The organism is Plantibacter sp. Mn2098 (assembly GCF_049319745.1).
Classification (GTDB): Bacteria; Actinomycetota; Actinomycetes; order Actinomycetales; family Microbacteriaceae; genus Plantibacter.
Window position 1 is genome coordinate 163,976 of record NZ_JBMOUH010000004.1, and the last position, 17,508, is coordinate 181,483.

Below are 17,508 nucleotides of genomic sequence, written 5' to 3' on the forward strand. Positions count from 1 at the left end.
ACCATGCATTGCATTATCGTGCGATGCAACATATCGTGTAATGCATGACAAGCGATGTTGGGGCACAGCTCCGGAAGGGCGTGGTCGAATACTGCGTCCTCGGGCTGCTCCAGGCTGGCCCGGCCTACGGGTGGAAGATCTCCGAACGTCTCGTCTCGCTCGGCCTGATCGGCAGTATCGGCACGCTCTACCCGTTGCTCGGTCGCTTGCGCGAGCAGCGTCTGATCGTCGCTCACGCCGACGATTCGGACTCCGGACGCCCGCGCAAGTACTACTCGATCACCCCGGAGGGGCACGCGCAGCTCGGCCAGTTCCGAGCGCAGTGGCAGCCGTTCTCGGTCGCCGTGGACACGATCATCGAGACCGTGGATCCGAGCGACGCTTCCGATGCGACCCCGACGAAACTCCGAACGACAGGACTGACCGATGAGCAGCAGTAACGCGCAGAGTGCCGCAGCCAAGCGCTACCTGACCGAGTTGAACGATGCGCTGGCCGATGCTTCGCCGGCCGTGCGTTCCGAGATCGTCGCGGATATCACGGACGAGCTCGACGGGTTGGATGATGCCGCCGCGGCCGCCCGGGTCGCGGAACTCGGCGATCCACGGGCGATCGCGGCGGATGCGGCTGCTGCTACGGCAGCCGTGGCGCCTGAATCGGTCTCACCCGATTCCGCGATCCCGGTGCAGCCGGTGCCATCAAAGGCGTATCTGACCATCACCGGACTCCTCCTGACTGCTGGTTGGTATGTCGTGCCGGTGCTCGGCTGGGTCGCCGGCATCGTGATGGTCGCCATCGGCACGAGCTGGACGTCGCCCGTGCGGCGGAACGCGATCATCGCATCAATCGGGTCGATCGTCCTCGCCGGCATCGTGCTCATCGTGTTCCGCGGGACGGGCGCCTGGTACATCGGGCTCGGCGGGTTCGTGCTGTTGCCACTCATCGGCAATGCGTTCGTGGCCGACTACCTCCGCCGTCACTGGGCGGGCCGCTGACGCCTGGCCGTGCGGAGTTGGTGTCGTCGCTGCGGCAGGGGCCGGACCTAGACTGTGCCGCATGGGGGATCAGAAACGTCGCGATGCTGGCGGGCGGGCCGTGAAGGTCGCGATCACGGGTGGGACGGGGTTCGTCGGGCGGCACCTCGCCGAGCGGCTCGGGCGGGACCGGTCGGTGCTCATCTCGCGGCGGACGGGCGTCGACGTCGATGACGTCGACGCGCTCACGGCGGCCTTCGCCGGCTGCGATGTCGTTGCGCACTGCGCCGGCATCAACCGGGAGATCGGCGCCCAGACCTACCAGCACGTGCACGTCGACGGCACTGCAGCCGTCATCGAAGCCGCCAGACGCGCCGGCGTCCGCAAGATCGTGATGCTCAGCTTCCTGCGCGCTCGGCCGGACTGCGGGTCGCCGTACCACGAGTCGAAATGGGCGGCCGAGGAACTCATCCGCGCCTCGGGGCTCGACTACACGATCCTCAAGGCCGGCATGATCTACGGCCGGGGCGACCACCTCGTCGACCACCTGAGCCGCACGGTCCGCACCCTGCCGCTCTTCGCTTCCGTGGGTTTCCGGGAGAAGCCCATCCGCCCCATCCCGATCTCGGATCTCACCGACATCGTCGAGGCCGCGGTCGACGGCCGGATGCCGCGCGAAACCGTCGCCGTCGTCGGTGCGGAGGAGATGCTCTTGAGCGATGCCGTCCATCGTGTGGCGCGCATCGTCGGTCGTCGGGTGCTCATCGTGCCGGCTCCCGTGTGGGCGATGTATGCGCTCGGCCAGGTGACGGAGTGGACGATGCGGGTGCCGCTCATCGCGAAGGCGCAGGTGCGGATGCTCGCCGAGGGCGTTTCGGAGGCGTGGGGGCCGACCACCTCCGTGCCGGCTGACATCGTGCCGACCATCCGCTTCACGGACGAGCAGATCCGCGCGGCCCTGCCCGACGAGGGCCGTTTCGGTCTGCAGGACCTGCGCGCCCGCTGACCCGCCGTCCCGCGACTCAGCCCGCGATGCCCAACAGGCGTAGCGCGCGCTGAGCGTGCGCGGTCGCCTCGGCGCGCGTCGGCGCGGCCGTCAGGCCCAACAGGCGTTGGCGATGGCGCTCCCCGAGCAGCAGGGCGACGAGGGCCTCCGCCCGCTCCGGGTCCTCGATGCGCGCGCTCACGAGATCGATGTACCCCTGCGGGCCGCTCGCGAAGAACGCCGCCGCGAGCTCAGGGAACTGCGGGGACTCCGCGATCATCAGCCGATGCAGCCCGACGGCCTCGTCCGAATGCAGCGAATACACGATGCGCGCGGCGAGTTGGCCGAGCGTCTCGTCGGGTTCCGCCGCCGCGAGCGTCTCGAGTCGGAAGCGCTCGATGGCCGAGGTGAACAGCTCCGCCTTGTCGCCGAACGACGTGTAGATCGTGCGCTTGGTGACGCGGGCGTCCGCGGCGATGTCGTCGATCGAGGTCCGGCCGAAGCCCGCATCGATGAACCGTGTCACCGCCGCGTCGAGGATCCGGGCGCGCTTGGCACCGCGTTCGCTGTCCTTCGGGCGACCGCGTCTGGGGGCGTCGGGTGGTGCATCGCTCACGGGGCCTCCGGGGTTCATTCGCCTGACACCATCCTATAATGAAACTCATTCGTATCATTTAATGCGCGATGATGACCGCGCAGACGAGCGCCGATCGCTCCACGAGAGCGCGGCGAGGAGGCGTGCCATGACCCCCAGGACCCCAGCGGCCCCAAAATCCCCGACCACCCGAACGACGGCGCAGGCGCAGCCCGACCCGGACCTCCTCGACTTCTACCGTCGGATGGTCCTCATCCGCCGCTTCGAGGAGCGCGCGGCCCGCGCATACACGCAGGCGCAGATCGGCGGCTACTGCCACCTCAACCTCGGCGAGGAGGCGACGGTCGTCGGCCTCATGTCCGCCCTCGAGCGCACCGACTACCTCTTCACGAACTACCGCGAGCACGGTTACGCACTGGCCCGCGACATCGCCCCAGGCCGCATCATGGCCGAGCTCTACGGCCGGAGCGACGGCGTCTCGAAGGGCTGGGGCGGCTCGATGCACCTGTTCGATCTCGATGCCGGACTCCTCGGCGGGTACGGGATCGTCGGTGGGCAGATCCCGCTGGCGACGGGCGCCGGCCTCGCGATCGACTACCGCGGTGGCACGGAGGCCGTCGTGTGTCTGATGGGCGACGGCACCACCAACATCGGCGCGTTCCACGAGTCCCTCAACATCGCCTCGCTCTGGAACCTGCCGGTCGTCTACGTCGTCGTCAACAACGGGCTCGGCATGGGCACGACCGTCGAACGCTCCTCCGGTGAGCCGGAGCTCTACAAGCGTGCTGCGTCGTATCGGATGGCGTCCGCCCGCGTCGACGGGAGCGACCCGGTCGCCGTCCGGGAGGCTGCACTCGCCGCCCTCGCGAGCGCCCGCGGCGGGAAGCCGTTCCTCCTGGAGGCGATGAGCGACCGGATGCGCGGCCACTCGGTGGTCGACCCGGCCTCGTATCGCACACGCGAGGAGGCCGAGGCGCTCAAAGCCGCTGATCCGATCGCCGCGTTCGCCGTGCGGCTCGGCGAGCAGGGGCTCCTGAGCGACGCCGCGATCGCCGAGATCGATGCCGATGCGATGCGGGTGGTCGGCGACGCGGTCGCCTTCGCGGAGGCCAGCCCGCCGCCATCGGTCGACACCCTCTTCGACTACACCTACGCGACACCCGTTGCGAATGACTCGCGCCGGTTGCCGGGGGAGCCGCTGTTCACCGCAGGACCCGGCGGTGCGACATCGCCCGCCTCCATCCGGAACGGAGCAGCAGCATGACGATCATGACGTACCGCCAGGCACTCAACGAGACCCTGCGCGCGGAGATGCGACGCGATGTCGACGTCTTCCTGATCGGCGAGGAGATCGGGGTCTTCGAAGGCTCCTACAAGATCACCGCCGGCCTGCTCGCGGAGTTCGGCGAGAAGCGCGTGCGGGATACGCCCATCGCGGAAGAGGGTTTCACCGGTGCGGCGATCGGTGCCGCGATGCTCGGCCTGCGCCCGGTGGTCGAGCTGATGACGATCAACTTCTCGCTCATCGCGCTCGACCAGATCGTCAATCACGCGGCCAAGATCTACGGCATGTTCGGCGGTCAGGCGAAGGTCCCCATGGTCATCCGGACGCCGGGCGGCGGCGGGCAGCAGCTCGGGGCGACGCACTCGCAGAACATCGAGCTGTACTACGCGTTCGTGCCCGGGCTGAAGGTCGTCGCGCCCAGCAGCCCGGCCGATGCGAAGGCCCTCCTGCTTGCCGCGATCCGCGACGACGACCCGGTCCTCTTCCTCGAGAACCTCGCCCTCTACAACACCAAGGGGGAGGTCCCGGACGATGACTCCCCGGCCGAGATCGGGCGGGCGGCGGTCACGAGGGCCGGCGCCGACATCACACTCATCGCGTACTCTCGGACGGCGATGGTGGCCCTGGAGGTCGCGGCATCGCTCGCCGAGACGGACGGGATCGACGTGGAGGTCGTCGACCTCCGCAGCCTGCGCCCGCTCGACCGGGACACGATCATCGACTCCGTCCGCAAGACGCACTGCGCGGTCGTCCTCGAAGACGACTGGCTGACCTACGGGATCGGTGCGGAGGTCGCGGCGACGATCTCGGACGGAGCGTTCGACTGGCTCGACGCCCCCGTGCGGCGCGTGGCGATGGCCGAGGTGCCGATGCCGTACGCGAAGTCGCTCGAAACCGCAGCGCTGCCGTCAGCGGCCGATGCGATCACCGCGATCCGCGAGACGCTCGCGCAGGTCGCGCGCCGCACCGATGCACCCCTCGACTCCGCGGAAGGACGCCCAGAATGATCAACATCCACATGCCACGGCTCTCCGACACGATGGAGGAGGGTGCGATCGCCGTCTGGCACAAGCGGCCGGGCGATCGCGTCGAGGTCGGTGATCTGCTCGTCGAGATCGAGACCGACAAGGCCACGATGGAGCACGAAGCGTACGAGGCCGGTGTGCTCAGCCGGGTGCTCGTCGCGGAGGGCGAGCTCGCGGCGATCGGGACGGTCATCGCGGTGCTGGATGACGGGAGTGGTGCGGAGGTGGGTGCAGCGCAGGTCGCGTCTGCCGCGCCTGCCGCCAGCACGCCGGCCGACGCCGCGCCTGCCGTGGTCGAGCGTCGCTTCTCGTCCCCGCTCGCGCGGAAGACGGCTCGGGAGCAGGGGATCGACCTCGCCCTCGTCCGCGGGTCGGGCCCGGGCGGGCGCATCGTCCGGGCCGACGTGCTCGATGCGGTGGAGATGCGTTCTCAGCCGGCGGTCTCGGGCCGGTCGGTTTCGGTTCGGTCGGTTTCGGAACAGCAGGCTGAGGCTGAGCCGACGCCGGTTTCAACTGGCGAGCACGTCACCGAGGTCGGGAGCACTGCCCACGTCGCGCCCGCACCATCCCACCCCGTCGACGGTCGCGACTCCACGCCAGAGCCGTTCGACTCGAGTCGTCGCATCATCGCGAAACGGCTCACCGAGAGCATGTCGAGCACACCGCACTTCTTCGTCACGGCGGTGGCCGACGTCGAGGAGCTCGTCGCCCTGCGCGCGCGGCTCAACGACGGCCGGCCGGCGGAACGTCGTATCAGTGTCAACGATCTGCTCGTGCGCGCCGTCGCGATCGCGCTGCGTGAGCATCCGGGGGTCAATGCCTCCTACTCGCCGGAGGGCGGCGGGCGGACGATGCTGCACGGTCGTGTGAACATCGGTGTGGCCGTCGCCGCGCCGTCCGGGCTCATCGTGCCGGTCATCCGGGATGCGGATCAGGTGACGGTTTCGCGCATCGGTTCGGAGACGAAGCGTCTGGTCGCGGCTGCTCGCGAGCGACGACTGGGCATGGCGGACCTCGCCGACGGGACGTTCACGATCAGCAATCTCGGCATGTTCGGGATCGAGCAGTTCACGGCGGTCATCAATCCGCCAGAGGGCGCGATCCTGGCGGTCGGCGCGACGGTGCAGGAGCCGGTCGTCATGGATGGAGCGGTCGTGGTGCGGCATCGGATGCGGCTGACGCTCTCCGCTGATCACCGCATCATCGACGGCGCGCTCGCCGCCGGCTTCCTCGCCACGCTTGCGGATGTGCTCTCCCGACCGCTGGACGTCATCGCCTGAGTCGTTCTGCGCCGAGCCTTCGTGCAGCGTCGGTCGCTCACGCGCCCGCCCGCCCCCGCGCCGCAGAAGGAGATCCGCCCCGCACAAGGACGTCGTGCGCAACAACGTCCTTGTACGGGGCGGTTCTCCTTCTGCCGTGCAGCGGTGGGCGCGGCCCGCAGCCTCAGCGTCGCTCGCGCACCACCCGCTGCTCGTCCCACACCGGCTCGTCCGACGCGTACACCCCGCCATCCGACCCGAACACCAGGAAGCGGTCGAACCCGCGCGCGAACCACCGGTCGTGCGTGACGGCGATGACCGTCCCCTCGAACCGCGACAATCCGGCCTCCAGCGCCTCGGCCGAGACGAGGTCGAGGTTGTCGGTCGGCTCGTCGAGCAGGAGCAGCGTCGCCCCGGACAGCTCCAACAGGAGGATCTGCAACCGCGCCTGCTGCCCGCCGGACAGCGTCTCGAAGACCTGTTCCGCCGACCCGGCGAGCCCGTATCGGTCGAGCACACGGCTGGCCGCTTCGCGCGCCATCCCCGACCGGTGGTCGTCGCCGCGATGCAGGATGTCGAGCAGTGTCCGCCCGACGAGTTCCGGATGCTCGTGCGCCTGCGCGAACCAGCCCGGCTGCACCCGCGCACCCAGTTTCGCCACCCCGTTGTGCTCGACCGGCGTCAGGATCTGGGACGCCGATGCGAGGTGCCCGGCGGACGGGTCCGGGTCGGTCCCGCCGCCCGCGAGCAGGCGCAGGAAGTGCGACTTGCCCGACCCGTTCGAACCGAGGACGCCGATGCGCTCGCCGAACCAGATCTCCGCGTCGAACGGCCGCATGAGCCCCGTCAATTCGAGCCCGGTGCACACGATGGCGCGACGCCCGGTCCGTGCGCCGGTCAACCGCATCGTGACGTCCTGCTCCTTCGGGCGCTCCTGCGGCGGCCCGGCCTCCTCGAACTTCGCCATGCGCGTCTGCGCCGCACGGTATCTGGACGCCATCGAGTCGTTGAACTTCGACTGCTCCTTCAGGCGCAGCACGAGTGCCCGGATCTTCACCCGCTCCTCGTCCCAGCGGCGGCGCAGCTCATCGAGCCGGTCCATCCGGTCGTTCCTGGCGTCGTGATAGCTCGCGAAACCGCCGCCGTGCGTCCACGCCGTGCTCCCGACCGCGCCGACTTCGAGCGTGACGATGCGGTCGGCAGCCTCCGCGAGCAGCTCGCGGTCGTGCGAGATCAGCAGGACCGTCTTCTGGCTCTCCCGCAGCGTCGCCTCGAGCCATCGTTTGGTGGGGACGTCGAGGTAGTTGTCCGGTTCGTCGAGGAGGAGGACCTGCTCCGGACCACGGAAGAGCGCTTCGAGGACGAGGCGCTTCTGCTCGCCGCCGGAGAGGGTGGACACGTTGCGCCACTGCGCCCGGTCGAAGGGCATGCCGAGCGCCGCCTGCGTGCAGTTGTCCCACACGACCTCGGAGTCGTAGCCGCCGGCGTCCGCGTAGTCGGCGAGGGCCGTCGCGTACGCCATCTGCGTGGATTCGACGTCGTGCTCCATGATGGCGAGCTCCGCGGCGTCGACCGCGCGTGCAGCATCGGCGATGCGCGGAGGGGCGACGCGGACGAGGAGGTCGCGGACCGTCGACTCATCGCGGACGTGGCCGACGAACTGGTCCATCACGCCGAGGCCGCCATCGATCGCGATGACACCGGAATCGGGCTTCAACTCACCGCGGATGAGTCGCATGAGCGTGGTCTTGCCGGCGCCGTTCGCACCCACGAGCGCCGCGACCGCACCTTCACCCACGCGGAACGAGACCTCGTCGAGCAGGACACGGCCGTCGTTCAGAGTGAAACTGACGTCGCTGACATCGATGTAGCCCATAGCGGTTCCTTGCGTCGAGGGCCCTGGGGCCGCCCGCCGCCTGGCGAGCCGACCAGTCTATCCGGCGCTTCGCCTCGATGGACGCGGCAGGTGTCGGTTCACGGGGAGCGATGCGCGGTGACGTGTTGAGCGGAGGTGCGCGCCGCTGGGTGGTGGGGTGCGGGGCGCCGGGGTGAGCGATGCGCGATGTCGTTCGGCGGCGTGGCGCAGCATTGCGACCCCGCCGCCTGGCAGAAGGAGAACCGCGCGAGAGAAGGATGATCTGACTAAGGGATCCTTCTCTGGCGCGGTTTGCCTCCTGCGGCGCGTGCGCGCGCGTGGGCGCGCTGTCGACTCAGTTGAAGTCGGCGGGGTGCGGGCCGGTGCGGCCGTCGGCGTCGAGGGCGTCGATCGCCGCGCGGTCCTCCACCGTCAGCTGCACGTCGACCGACGCGAGGTTCTCGCGGATGCGCGTGGGCGTCACCGACTTCGGGATGACGATGCGGCCGGCATCGAGGTGCCAACGCAGGATGACCTGCGCCGGGGTCGCGCCGAGACGGGTCGCGATGTCGGTGATCGTCGGGTCGCCGAGGACGGCGCCCTGCGCGAGCGGGCTCCACGCCTCCGTGAGGATGCCGTGCTCCGCGCCGAACGCCTGCACCGCGCGCTGCTGCAGCGCGGGGTGCGCCTCGACCTGGTTGACCGCCGGGACGGTCCCGCCGAGGTCGAGGATGCGCTGCAGGTGTTCCGGTTCGAAGTTCGAGACGCCGATGGCGCGCGTCCGGCCCTCGGCGTACAGGCGCTCGAATGCGCGCCAGGTGTCGAGGTAGAGGTCCTTCGCGGGAGTCGGCCAGTGGATGAGGTACAGGTCGACGGTGTCGAGCCCGAGCTTCTCGAGGCTGTCGTCGAAGGCGCGCAGTGTGCTGTCGTAGCCCTGGTCGGCGTTCCACAGCTTCGTCGTGACGAAGAGGTCGTCGCGGGCGATGCCGGACTCGGCGATCGCGCGGCCGGTGCCGACTTCGTTGCCGTAGATCGCGGCGGTGTCGATGCTGCGGTAGCCGGCTTCCAGAGCCGATGCGACGGCCTCCGTCGTCTCATCGTCCGGCACCTGGAAGACGCCGAACCCGAGCTGCGGGATGGTCACGCCGTTGTTGAGCGTGAGCGCGGGGACGGTCGGGGTGGCCGGGGCAGATGGGGTGGTGGGGCTGGTCATGGGTGACTCCTTGTCTGGTGCGTGGTACGTGGTACGTGGTGGAGGTGGTTCGCGCATAACTCCTTCAATTTGGCGGCGTCTGAGACGCGAGGCCCGGAACGACGGCGATCTTGCCGACGCGCCTCGAGAATTGAAGGAGTTATGCGCGAGAGGTGGAGCGGGTCAGACGGTTTTGACGGGGTCGATATCAGTGCTGACGGGGTCGATATCGGTGCTGACGGCAGCGACGGCGGGGGTCGCGACGACGTCAGCGACGCCGGGGGTCGCGACGCGCGTTCCGCCGCCCTTCCGCTTCGCCAGCGCGGCGGCCACGAGCATCACCACGACGGCGCCGACGGAGAGCAGGGCGCCGGTCCAGATCGGCGAGGTGTAGCCGAGGCCGGCGGTGATCGTCACTCCGCCGAGCCAGGCGCCGAGCGCGTTGCCGACGTTGAAGGCGCCGATGTTCGCACCCGAGGCCAGTGTCGGTGCGGAGGACGCGTATCGCATCACCCGCATCTGCACGGCCGGGACGCCGCCGAAGCCGAAGCCGCCCATGAGGAACAGCCAGGCGATGGTCGCGATCTGCGACTGCGCGGTCAGTGCGAACGCACCGAGCACGATCGCGAGGCCGATCAATTGGATCACGAGGGTGCGATCGATGTTGCGGTCCGCGGCCTTGCCGCCCACGATGTTGCCGACGAACAGCCCGGCGCCGAAGAGCACGAGCAGCCACGGGACAGTGGTCGCCGCGAACCCGCTGACCTCGGTGAGCGTGTACGCGATGTATGTGAACGCGCCGAACATCCCGCCGAAACCGAGGATGGTGATGACGATCGACAGCCAGACCTGCGGGATGCGGAAGGCGCCGAGCTCGGAGCGGAGCGAGCCGGCGGGTGCAGCATCGTGCCTCGGCTTGGGGACGAGTGCCGCGATGCCGACGAAGGCCACGACACCGATCACGGTGATGACGAAGAAGGTCGCGCGCCAGCCGAACTGCTGACCGATGAAGGTGCCGAGCGGGACGCCGAGGACGTTGGCGGCGGTGAGGCCGGTGAACATGATCGCGATGGCGCCCGCCCGCTTGTTCTCAGGAACCATGTCGGCCGCGAGGACCGAGCCGATGCCGAAGAACGCGCCGTGGCAGAGGGCCGCGATGATGCGACCGAGCATCATGAGCTCGTAGTTGGGCGCGAGGGCCGAGACGAGGTTGCCGATGATGAACAGGACCATGAGGGCGAGCAGGACGGGCTTGCGGGGGAGTCTGGTGACTGCTGCGGTGAGCAGCAGCGCGCCGACGACGACGCTGAGCGCGTAGCCGGAGATGAGCCAGCCGGCGGATGCTTCGGTGACGCCGAGGTCCGCGGCGACTTCTGGGAGGAGCCCCATGATGACGAATTCGGTGAGGCCGATGCCGAACCCGCCGAGGGCGAGTGCGATGAGACCGATGGGCATTGCTGAACTCCTGTGGGATGGATGGACCCGGAATCTGGCGGTTTCGGGAGATGGCGCGTACGCTGTTAGTTGCAGACGCGCGATATATATAGTTGCACACGCTAGGTAAACGCGCAAGCAACTAATTGGCGTTCGTTCGTGGTTGGACGCGGATGGGCGGAACGAGGAGGAAGCATGGGCATCGCAGACGACGCCGTCGAGATCCGGGCGCAGGGTTGGCGGACGCTCGCCGCGCTGTATGGCGCGATCGAGACCGACCTGGAGCGGGCGCTGCAGGCCGAGGCCCAGCTGTCCGTCGTCGAGTACACGGTGCTCGATGCGCTCAACCGTCAGGACGGTTGGCACATGCGGATGCAGCAGCTCGCGCGCGCGACCGCCCTCTCCAGCAGTGCGACGACGCGGCTCGTCAATCGGCTCGAGGATCGTGGGTTGCTCACCCGTATCCTGTGCGCCGATGACCGCCGCGGCATTTACACGGAGCTCACCGCGGCGGGCCACGCGTTGCTCGAAGCGGCGCGCCCGGTGCATGATCACGCGCTCGCCGCATCGCTCGCCTCCGCCGAGGCGCTCCCGGAGCTCGCGCCGCTCGTCGATGCGCTGCATCGGCTTGAGCCGGTCGAAGCGGTCGCTGCGGTCGGCTGATCGGCTGATCGGCCGTCGGGTTCGGCGTCGAGCCGCCTCCTTCTCCGCGCTGCTGCCGCTCCCGCGCGTCGTCTGTTCGCAACTCAGGAGCGCCCCGGCGTGTCGACCCGCGCTCGCGGCGTTTCGGCCGCGGCACGCCGGGCCTCGCCTGAGTTGTGAACAGACTCGCCAGTGCTCCTCGACTTTGTATTGACACATTGATACAGTCGTCAGATACAAACGGAGAGGATCGACGTGTTCCGAACAACTGTCGTGTGGGGGCTGGCCGCCCTCCTCGTGGTGGCTTGCATCATCCTCGTGATCATCGTGTCGACGAAGCGGTTCCAGGACTACAACACCTGGGTGTTCGCGCGCCGAGTCGGTCTGCAGATCAACTCCGAAGCGACGTTCAACGCGCTGAGGCGACGCTCCAACGTCACATCGATCGGCGGCTTGGCCGGGGTGTTCGTCGGGATCCTCGTGGCCGCGGCCGCACTTCTCACCAACCCGCAGCCTGGTCTCGTGAGCTACTTCTGGACCGCCGCCGTACCGATCATCCTCGGCTTCACACTCGCCGGAGAGCTCGTGGCCGCACTTCGCGAGACCCTGTTCACGAGGGACACGACGCTTCCCCGCTTCGCCAGGTCCAGGGCCACCGGTCCCGCGGACTACGTCTCCCGGCGCCGTCGGATGGTCGCGGCGGCATTGCTCGCCGTCGCGACCGTCACGAATGCGGCAGCAGTCGCGCTCGGGGTCAGCGGAAGCATCGATGCCGCGGTGTACTTCGGCAGCGCGGCGCTGCCGCTCCTGGCCGTCGGGGCGGTCGCATGCGTGGGCGGCATCGTCGCTGAACGGCTGGTCCTCCGCACTCCGCAACCGGCGGCGGACCCCGCCGAACTCGCGTGGAGCGACGCCTTCGTGGCGGAGACGCTGCGGTCGATCCGGATGACCGTCGCCGTCGTCATCTGGATCTCGGTGGCGAGCGCCGGCGTCGGGCTCCTGGCCGGAGTCGATGCGATGCACGGGACGAGCTGGAGCACGGATCTCGGTCCGCTGCTGTTCACCTGGGGGTACCTTGCGCTGATCATCGTGTTCTCCACCCGCGGTGCGCAGCAGTATTACCTGCGCCGCCTGTGGCCCCAGGTGCTCTCCGGCACTCCTGCGCCGGTCCGCGCGGTGCAGTCATGATGCTCGTGGTCGACGGCCGGTCTGCCGTCCCGCCGTTCGAGCAGCTGCGTGTCCAGCTCATCGCGCTCATCGCCGCGGGGGAACTCCGACCGGATGACCGCCTGCCCACCGTTCGCAAACTCGCGAGCGACCTCGGCATCGCCCCCAACACCGTCGCCCGCACGTACAAGGAGCTCGAACGCGACGGCGTCGTGGAGACCCGCGGTCGTCACGGGACGTTCGTCGCCGGAGCTGCTGATCCGGTGGAGAGGCAAGCGACCCAGGCGGCGGCGGCGTTCCTCGATCGTATGCGTGCCCTCGGGATCTCCGCGGATGGCGCCATCGCGTTGCTCCGTCGTCTCGACTCCGGTTCGTCGGCCGACATCGAGCCCCGGCTCCCGTAGCCGGCCACCTGCGGTCGCGTCCGCAATAAATTCAGGGTGCCGAGACGCGACCGCAGTGACAGGATCGGGAGTGGGCGTCGGTGCGGACGCGCCGTCCGGTACGTCGCACGATCGCCGCCCGGACGAAAGGATCACACGATGCGATACACGTTGTTCCTCAACTACGGCGAACCGGCCGAGGGTCAGATCTCCGATGAGGACATGGCCGCCGCGCAGACGGCCTTCGCCGAGTACGCGGCGGCACTCGACGGAGCCGGTGTGCTGGTCTCGGCCGACGTCCTCCAATCAACGGCCGCCGCAACGACCGTCACGAGCCGGAACGGCGCGAGCGAGGTCATCGACGGCCCAGCCACGATCGCCGACGAACCCGTTTCTGGCGTGTTCATCCTCGACGTGCCGGACCTCGGCGCGGCCATCAGCTGGGCGGAGCGATGCCCGTCGGCCTCCTGGGGCAGCATCGAGGTCCGTCCGTCGGCGCTCGTCTGGGATCGCGAGCAGGGCTGGCACCAGTCCTGAACTGCGACGCTAGGACCGGTTGCCCCGGAACAGGTTCGTGGGGTCCGCGGCGGCCGTGACGGCGGCGAGCCGCGCGAGTGCCGCGGCCGGATACGCCCGCGCGAGCGTGTCGCCCGGCATCAGGAACGTCGCGAACGCCCGGTCCGTCGCGTGTCGGCTGATGGGCGTCGCATCGATCGGACCCGCCTCCTCGCCGCCCTCCCACAGTGCGTAGACGATGAAGTCCTCATCCACACCGCCCGCGACGCCACCTGACCAGTCGCCCGTCTGCAACGCGCCGCCGAGCACCCGCAGCTGTGCGAACGTCGCCCCCTCGCCGCCGGTCGGCCCGACGAGCTCGATCATGCCGTCGATGAGCGCCTCGCTCGCCTCCGGCGCGAACCCGGCCCACCCACGGCTCGCCGCCGGTTCGACCGGCTCGGCGGACACAGCCGACAGAGCGCCGATCGTGAACGGTGCGAGTGTGTTCATCATCGGCTCCCCGATCTCCAAGAACGGCGCGAGCAGGTCGGCGCCCTCCGCGGCCGGGCCGACGAAGACGGCGTCGACGTAGGTCACCACGAGTCCGCGCAACGGCGGCGGCACCTGCTCGATGTCGGGCATCCGCAGCACACCCGCCGACAGCGACAGGTCTCGGCCTGAGTTCCGGGCGACCTCCGCCGTGGTGGTGAGCAACCGCTTCGCGAGCGAACCGTGGAACAGGAGCTTCCCGCCGTACAGCTCAGGGGCGTCGTAGAGGTCGAGTTCGAGGGCCGTGACCACCCCGACATCGCCCGTCCCGCCGCGGAGCGCCCACAGCAGCTCCGGGTGGTTCGAGGCGTCGATGTGATGGAAATCGCCGGACGCGTCGATGATGTCGACCGCACGGATGGAGTGCGCGGCGATGCCGTGACGACGGGTGAACCACGAATGCCCGCCACCCAGCAGGTAGCCGCACACGCTCACGTTCGGGTTGCTGCCGGCCATCGCGATGAGACCCGTGCCGTCGAGATGCGGCAGGACCTCGCCCCACTTGACACCGGCGCCGACGCGTACCGTCTTCGCTTCCGCATCGACCTCGATCTCGGTGAACGCGCTCAACCGCACGAGAATGCTGCCCTCGAGCGACCCGCTCGCACCGTGGCCCGCGACCTGCACGGCCACCTGGAGCCCGGACGCGGCGGCGAACGCGATGATCTCCTGCACGTCGTCGACATCCCGCGGGACGGCGACGGCTGCCGGCCGCTGATCGACAGACAGGTTCCACGGGGTGCGGGCGGCATCCCAGCCGGGGTCTCCGGGGAGGGTGACGACGCCGGGGAGCGATGCGGAGAGGTCGGTGAGGGTGAGGGCGGAGGGGATGGAGGGGGCGGAGTCGGTGGAGTCGGTGGGCTCCGGGGATGCATCGGCGGGTGGGGGAGCGACGTTGCTCATGGGGGGTGTCCTTCCGGGGGTGGGGGCGGGCCCTTCGACAAGCTCAGGGACCGGGTGGTGGGGGTGTGGGCCCTTCGACAGGCTCAGGGACCGGGGGTCGGGGTGGGGTGGAGTGGGCTAGGGCCCTTCGACAGGCTCAGGGACCGCGGTGGCGGACGTCAGCGCACCACTGCGAACGGGCCGCTCAGCTTGGCCCACTGCAGCAGCATGATCGTCTTGGCGTCGATGATGTCGGTGCCGATGCGCCGGATGGCGTCGTCGATGTCGAGCTCAAGCAGATCGATCTCCTCACCCTCCTCCGCGAGGCCCCCGCCCGCACCGGCCTGGTCGCGCGGGTCGTACTCGGCGGCATAGAAGTGGAGTCGTTCGGTGACCGAACCGGGACTCATGTAGACGTCGAAGACGTGCTCCAGCGCATCGACCCGGTAGCCCGTCTCCTCGAACGCCTCACGGGCGACGGCGGTCTCGGGGTCGTCATCGTCCAGCAGTCCGGCTGCGGTCTCGATGAGGTCGCCGCTGGGGTGCCCGTTGACGTAGGCGGGATAGCGGAACTGCTTCGTGAGCAGGACGGTCCGCGACGGCCGGTTGTAGAGCAGGATCGTGGCGCCGTTGCCGCGGTCGTACGTCTCCCGCTGCTGGGTGGTCCAGGTGCCGTCCCGGTTCTGCACGTCGAGTGTCGTGCGCCGCAGGACGTGCCAGGGCGATGCGATGACCTCGACCTCGCGAACCTGCACACGCGGATTGCCGTCGAGGTCGAGTCCGGTGCGGTGGAGCCCGATGCGCCCGCGGGTGTCGGGGACGTCGACTCCGGGGCGGCCGGTCTGAGTGGTTCGTGGATCGGGGGTCATGGCCCGAGTGTATGAGGGATGACCGACACGAGGCCACGGGGTTTTCCCCTGAATCGTGTGTGCACGGATCCGGACCAAACGCAGACGAACCGGGCACGACCCCACAATCAGTTTCCGTTGTTGGCACTGGAAAGCGTCTTTAAGCTAGCCGTACTGCAAGCCCGATCGTTCGAACATCGTCGTTTTCCCCGGGCTTCATGAAAGGTATCCAGATGGCGCGCCCGCGCATTCTCCTCGATCTCACTCCAGAACTCGGTGACGAGCTGTTCGACGATGAACGGTACGAACGATTGTCGGAGCTCGGAACGGTAGACCGCCCCTCGATCCGGTTGCGGCCGGAAGCACGACTCGACTACGACATCGTGGTCACCGGGTGGGGTTCGGCCCCGTTCCACGTCGCGAGGAACGATGACGACCGACTCCGCCTCGTCGCCCACAGCGCCGGCACGATCCGCAAGATCGTCCCGAAGCAGCTCCTCACCGAGGGCGTCCGGGTGACGCAGGCTGCATCCGGGATGGCTGTATCGGTCGCAGAGCTCGCGCTGTATTTCACACAATCGCTCATGCGGAACCTCAACGACGTCGACCGCCGCATGCAGCGCAAGGACTGGAATGGCGCGCTGTCGTACGGGCTCGGGCGGACGATCGCGGGGACTCGCATCGGTGTCATCGGCGCGAGCCGCGTCGGCCGCGCATACATCGAGTACCTGACCGCGATGGGCGGCGACGTTGTCGTCTCGGACCCGTACCTGTCCAGACGGGACGCCGACGAGATGGGCGTGCAGCTGGCATCGCTCGATGAACTCCTCGCGAGCTGCTCCGTCGTGGCACTGCACGCGCCGGTGACCGAGGAGACGCGCGGCATGCTGGACGCCGACCGACTCGCCCTCATCCCGGACGGCGGCATCTTCGTGAACACCGCACGGTCTGCCATCGTGGACACCCAGGCGCTCATCGCCGAACTCCGCAGCGGCCGGTTGAGCGCGGCGCTCGACGTGTTCGACATCGAACCGCTCCCGTCCGACGACCCGCTGTGGTCGATGCCGAACGTCATCCTGACACCGCACATCGGCGCTGTCACAACGCACTCCAGGCAGATGCAGGGTGATGTGGTCGTTGACGAGATCGACCGGTTCGTGCACCACGCCGACCTCGTGTTCGAGGTACGCCCGGAGACGTACGACCGGTTGGCTTGACGCTTCGGTGCGCTTCGACGAGCTCAGCAACCGGGTTTCGACGTGCTCAGCGACCGGGCAGCGGCTGCGGCCGGATCAGCGCGCCGGACCGACTGGCGCGCGCCGCCTCCAGTCGCTGCCGGCCGTGTGAGCCGTCGCGGCAGGCACGATGCCTGAGCCGACGAGCAGCAACGGCAACGACAGCCACACGAGCACGAACCAGACGATCAGGACGACGAGTGCCGCGATGTACCGCGGCACCTTGACGAGCAGCTCGCGCATCGCGAGTCGCAGCAGCGCGGGCCACCGTTCATCGCGCACCCGCGCCACGGTCACGAGCAGAGCCAGATAGTAGGCCGACGTCGCAAGGCCGAGCCCCAGCAGCAGCCCGAACGCGACGGCGCCGATGAGTCCGTCCGCCGCGCGCCAGAACAGCAGCGATCCGACATACCCGACGATGATGATCGGGAACACGATCCCGGCGACCCAGGACGTCCGCCATGCCGCCGCGAACTCGCGTGCGAACCCGGCGAGCGTCGTCTTCTCACCCGCGCGCGACGCCGACCATTGGCGCTGCAGCGCGATCGCCGCCGGTGCCGCTGTGACGACGGGGATCGAGAACACCACGAACAACAGTTGCAGGATCAGCGCGTTCCCGATCGTGTCCAACCCGCGGATGATCTTCATCGTTCAGCCTCCTGTGCTCGTGCCGACAGCGTACGGCCAGCCGAGAATTCCGGG

The 17,508-nt window shown here is 68.9% G+C and carries 18 protein-coding genes; 11 read left to right on the top strand and 7 right to left on the bottom strand.

From position 1 onward, the window contains the following. The first annotated feature begins 44 nt into the window (after positions 1–44). The 3 genes from ACL9RL_RS08095 (at position 45) to ACL9RL_RS08105 (ending at position 1,978) form a co-directional block, all read left to right on the top strand. Positions 45–440: a PadR family transcriptional regulator gene (locus ACL9RL_RS08095; protein WP_422779716.1), complete on the top strand. Its 396-nt coding sequence runs from the start codon at positions 45–47 to the stop codon at positions 438–440. After that, positions 427–993, top strand: coding sequence for an HAAS signaling domain-containing protein (locus ACL9RL_RS08100; protein ID WP_422779717.1), 567 nt, complete (start codon positions 427–429; stop codon positions 991–993). The genes ACL9RL_RS08095 and ACL9RL_RS08100 overlap by 14 nt, the downstream gene beginning before the upstream one ends. A gap of 61 nt (positions 994–1,054) precedes the next feature. Continuing rightward, positions 1,055–1,978 carry an NAD(P)H-binding protein gene (locus tag ACL9RL_RS08105; protein WP_422779718.1) on the top strand — a complete coding sequence of 308 codons (924 nt, stop codon included), beginning with the start codon at positions 1,055–1,057 and terminating at the stop codon, positions 1,976–1,978. Between the two features lie 16 nt (positions 1,979–1,994). On the opposite strand, the gene ACL9RL_RS08110 is transcribed toward ACL9RL_RS08105, so the two are convergent. Beyond that, positions 1,995–2,573, bottom strand: a complete 579-nt coding sequence (locus tag ACL9RL_RS08110) for a TetR/AcrR family transcriptional regulator C-terminal domain-containing protein (protein ID WP_422779719.1) — start codon at positions 2,571–2,573, stop codon at positions 1,995–1,997. 127 nt (positions 2,574–2,700) lie between these two features. Between ACL9RL_RS08110 and pdhA the strand changes: the two genes are divergently transcribed. Genes pdhA through ACL9RL_RS08125 form a run of 3 tightly spaced genes read left to right on the top strand, consistent with a single transcriptional unit; the run spans position 2,701 to position 6,142 of the window. Further along, positions 2,701–3,816 carry a pyruvate dehydrogenase (acetyl-transferring) E1 component subunit alpha gene (gene pdhA, locus ACL9RL_RS08115; RefSeq protein WP_422779720.1) on the top strand — a complete coding sequence of 372 codons (1,116 nt, stop codon included), beginning with the start codon at positions 2,701–2,703 and terminating at the stop codon, positions 3,814–3,816. Next, a complete protein-coding gene (locus ACL9RL_RS08120; protein ID WP_422779721.1) occupies positions 3,813–4,844 on the top strand; it encodes an alpha-ketoacid dehydrogenase subunit beta in 1,032 nt (343 codons plus the stop codon). Before pdhA ends, ACL9RL_RS08120 begins: the two co-directional genes overlap by 4 nt. Continuing rightward, a complete protein-coding gene (locus ACL9RL_RS08125) occupies positions 4,841–6,142 on the top strand; it encodes a dihydrolipoamide acetyltransferase family protein (protein ID WP_422779722.1) in 1,302 nt (433 codons plus the stop codon). Before ACL9RL_RS08120 ends, ACL9RL_RS08125 begins: the two co-directional genes overlap by 4 nt. 163 nt (positions 6,143–6,305) lie before the next feature. Here the strand turns inward: ACL9RL_RS08125 and ACL9RL_RS08130 are convergent, their stop codons facing one another. The 3 genes from ACL9RL_RS08130 to ACL9RL_RS08140 all read right to left on the bottom strand — a co-directional run bounded on the left by ACL9RL_RS08130 (position 6,306) and on the right by ACL9RL_RS08140 (position 10,623). Next, positions 6,306–7,997 carry an ABC-F family ATP-binding cassette domain-containing protein gene (locus ACL9RL_RS08130; protein ID WP_422779723.1) on the bottom strand — a complete coding sequence of 564 codons (1,692 nt, stop codon included), beginning with the start codon at positions 7,995–7,997 and terminating at the stop codon, positions 6,306–6,308. A gap of 334 nt (positions 7,998–8,331) precedes the next feature. Then, on the bottom strand, positions 8,332–9,189 hold the full coding sequence (locus ACL9RL_RS08135) for an aldo/keto reductase (protein WP_422779724.1): 858 nt from the start codon (positions 9,187–9,189) through the stop codon (positions 8,332–8,334). Between the two features lie 162 nt (positions 9,190–9,351). Further along, positions 9,352–10,623 (bottom strand): MFS transporter, encoded by a 1,272-nt coding sequence (locus ACL9RL_RS08140; protein WP_422779725.1) that lies wholly within the window; start codon positions 10,621–10,623, stop codon positions 9,352–9,354. A gap of 174 nt (positions 10,624–10,797) precedes the next feature. Here ACL9RL_RS08140 and ACL9RL_RS08145 point away from each other — a divergent pair, with 174 nt between their 5' ends. The 4 genes from ACL9RL_RS08145 (at position 10,798) to ACL9RL_RS08160 (ending at position 13,331) form a co-directional block, all read left to right on the top strand. Continuing rightward, positions 10,798–11,265 carry a MarR family winged helix-turn-helix transcriptional regulator gene (locus ACL9RL_RS08145; RefSeq protein ID WP_422779726.1) on the top strand — a complete coding sequence of 156 codons (468 nt, stop codon included), beginning with the start codon at positions 10,798–10,800 and terminating at the stop codon, positions 11,263–11,265. Positions 11,266–11,499: 234 nt separating this feature from the next. Further along, a complete protein-coding gene (locus tag ACL9RL_RS08150; protein WP_422779727.1) occupies positions 11,500–12,432 on the top strand; it encodes a hypothetical protein in 933 nt (310 codons plus the stop codon). Further along, the gene (locus ACL9RL_RS08155; RefSeq protein ID WP_422779728.1) at positions 12,429–12,815 is read left to right on the top strand and encodes a GntR family transcriptional regulator; all 387 of its coding nucleotides are present in this window, start codon (positions 12,429–12,431) and stop codon (positions 12,813–12,815) included. Before ACL9RL_RS08150 ends, ACL9RL_RS08155 begins: the two co-directional genes overlap by 4 nt. Before the next feature lie 138 nt (positions 12,816–12,953). After that, positions 12,954–13,331 (top strand): YciI family protein, encoded by a 378-nt coding sequence (locus ACL9RL_RS08160; protein ID WP_422779729.1) that lies wholly within the window; start codon positions 12,954–12,956, stop codon positions 13,329–13,331. 9 nt (positions 13,332–13,340) lie between these two features. Here ACL9RL_RS08160 and ACL9RL_RS08165 read toward each other — a convergent pair whose 3' ends face one another. Next, complete coding sequence (locus ACL9RL_RS08165; RefSeq protein WP_422779730.1) at positions 13,341–14,744, bottom strand: FAD-binding oxidoreductase; 1,404 nt, start codon at positions 14,742–14,744, stop codon at positions 13,341–13,343. A 158-nt stretch (positions 14,745–14,902) separates the two neighbouring features. Next, complete coding sequence (locus tag ACL9RL_RS08170; protein ID WP_422779731.1) at positions 14,903–15,592, bottom strand: NUDIX domain-containing protein; 690 nt, start codon at positions 15,590–15,592, stop codon at positions 14,903–14,905. Between the two features lie 212 nt (positions 15,593–15,804). Here ACL9RL_RS08170 and ACL9RL_RS08175 point away from each other — a divergent pair, with 212 nt between their 5' ends. Further along, entirely contained in the window at positions 15,805–16,788 is a 984-nt protein-coding gene (locus ACL9RL_RS08175) for a hydroxyacid dehydrogenase (RefSeq protein ID WP_422779732.1), read from the top strand. Between the two features lie 75 nt (positions 16,789–16,863). On the opposite strand, the gene ACL9RL_RS08180 is transcribed toward ACL9RL_RS08175, so the two are convergent. Next, the gene (locus ACL9RL_RS08180; protein WP_422779733.1) at positions 16,864–17,454 is read right to left on the bottom strand and encodes a hypothetical protein; all 591 of its coding nucleotides are present in this window, start codon (positions 17,452–17,454) and stop codon (positions 16,864–16,866) included. Positions 17,455–17,508 lie beyond the last annotated feature (54 nt).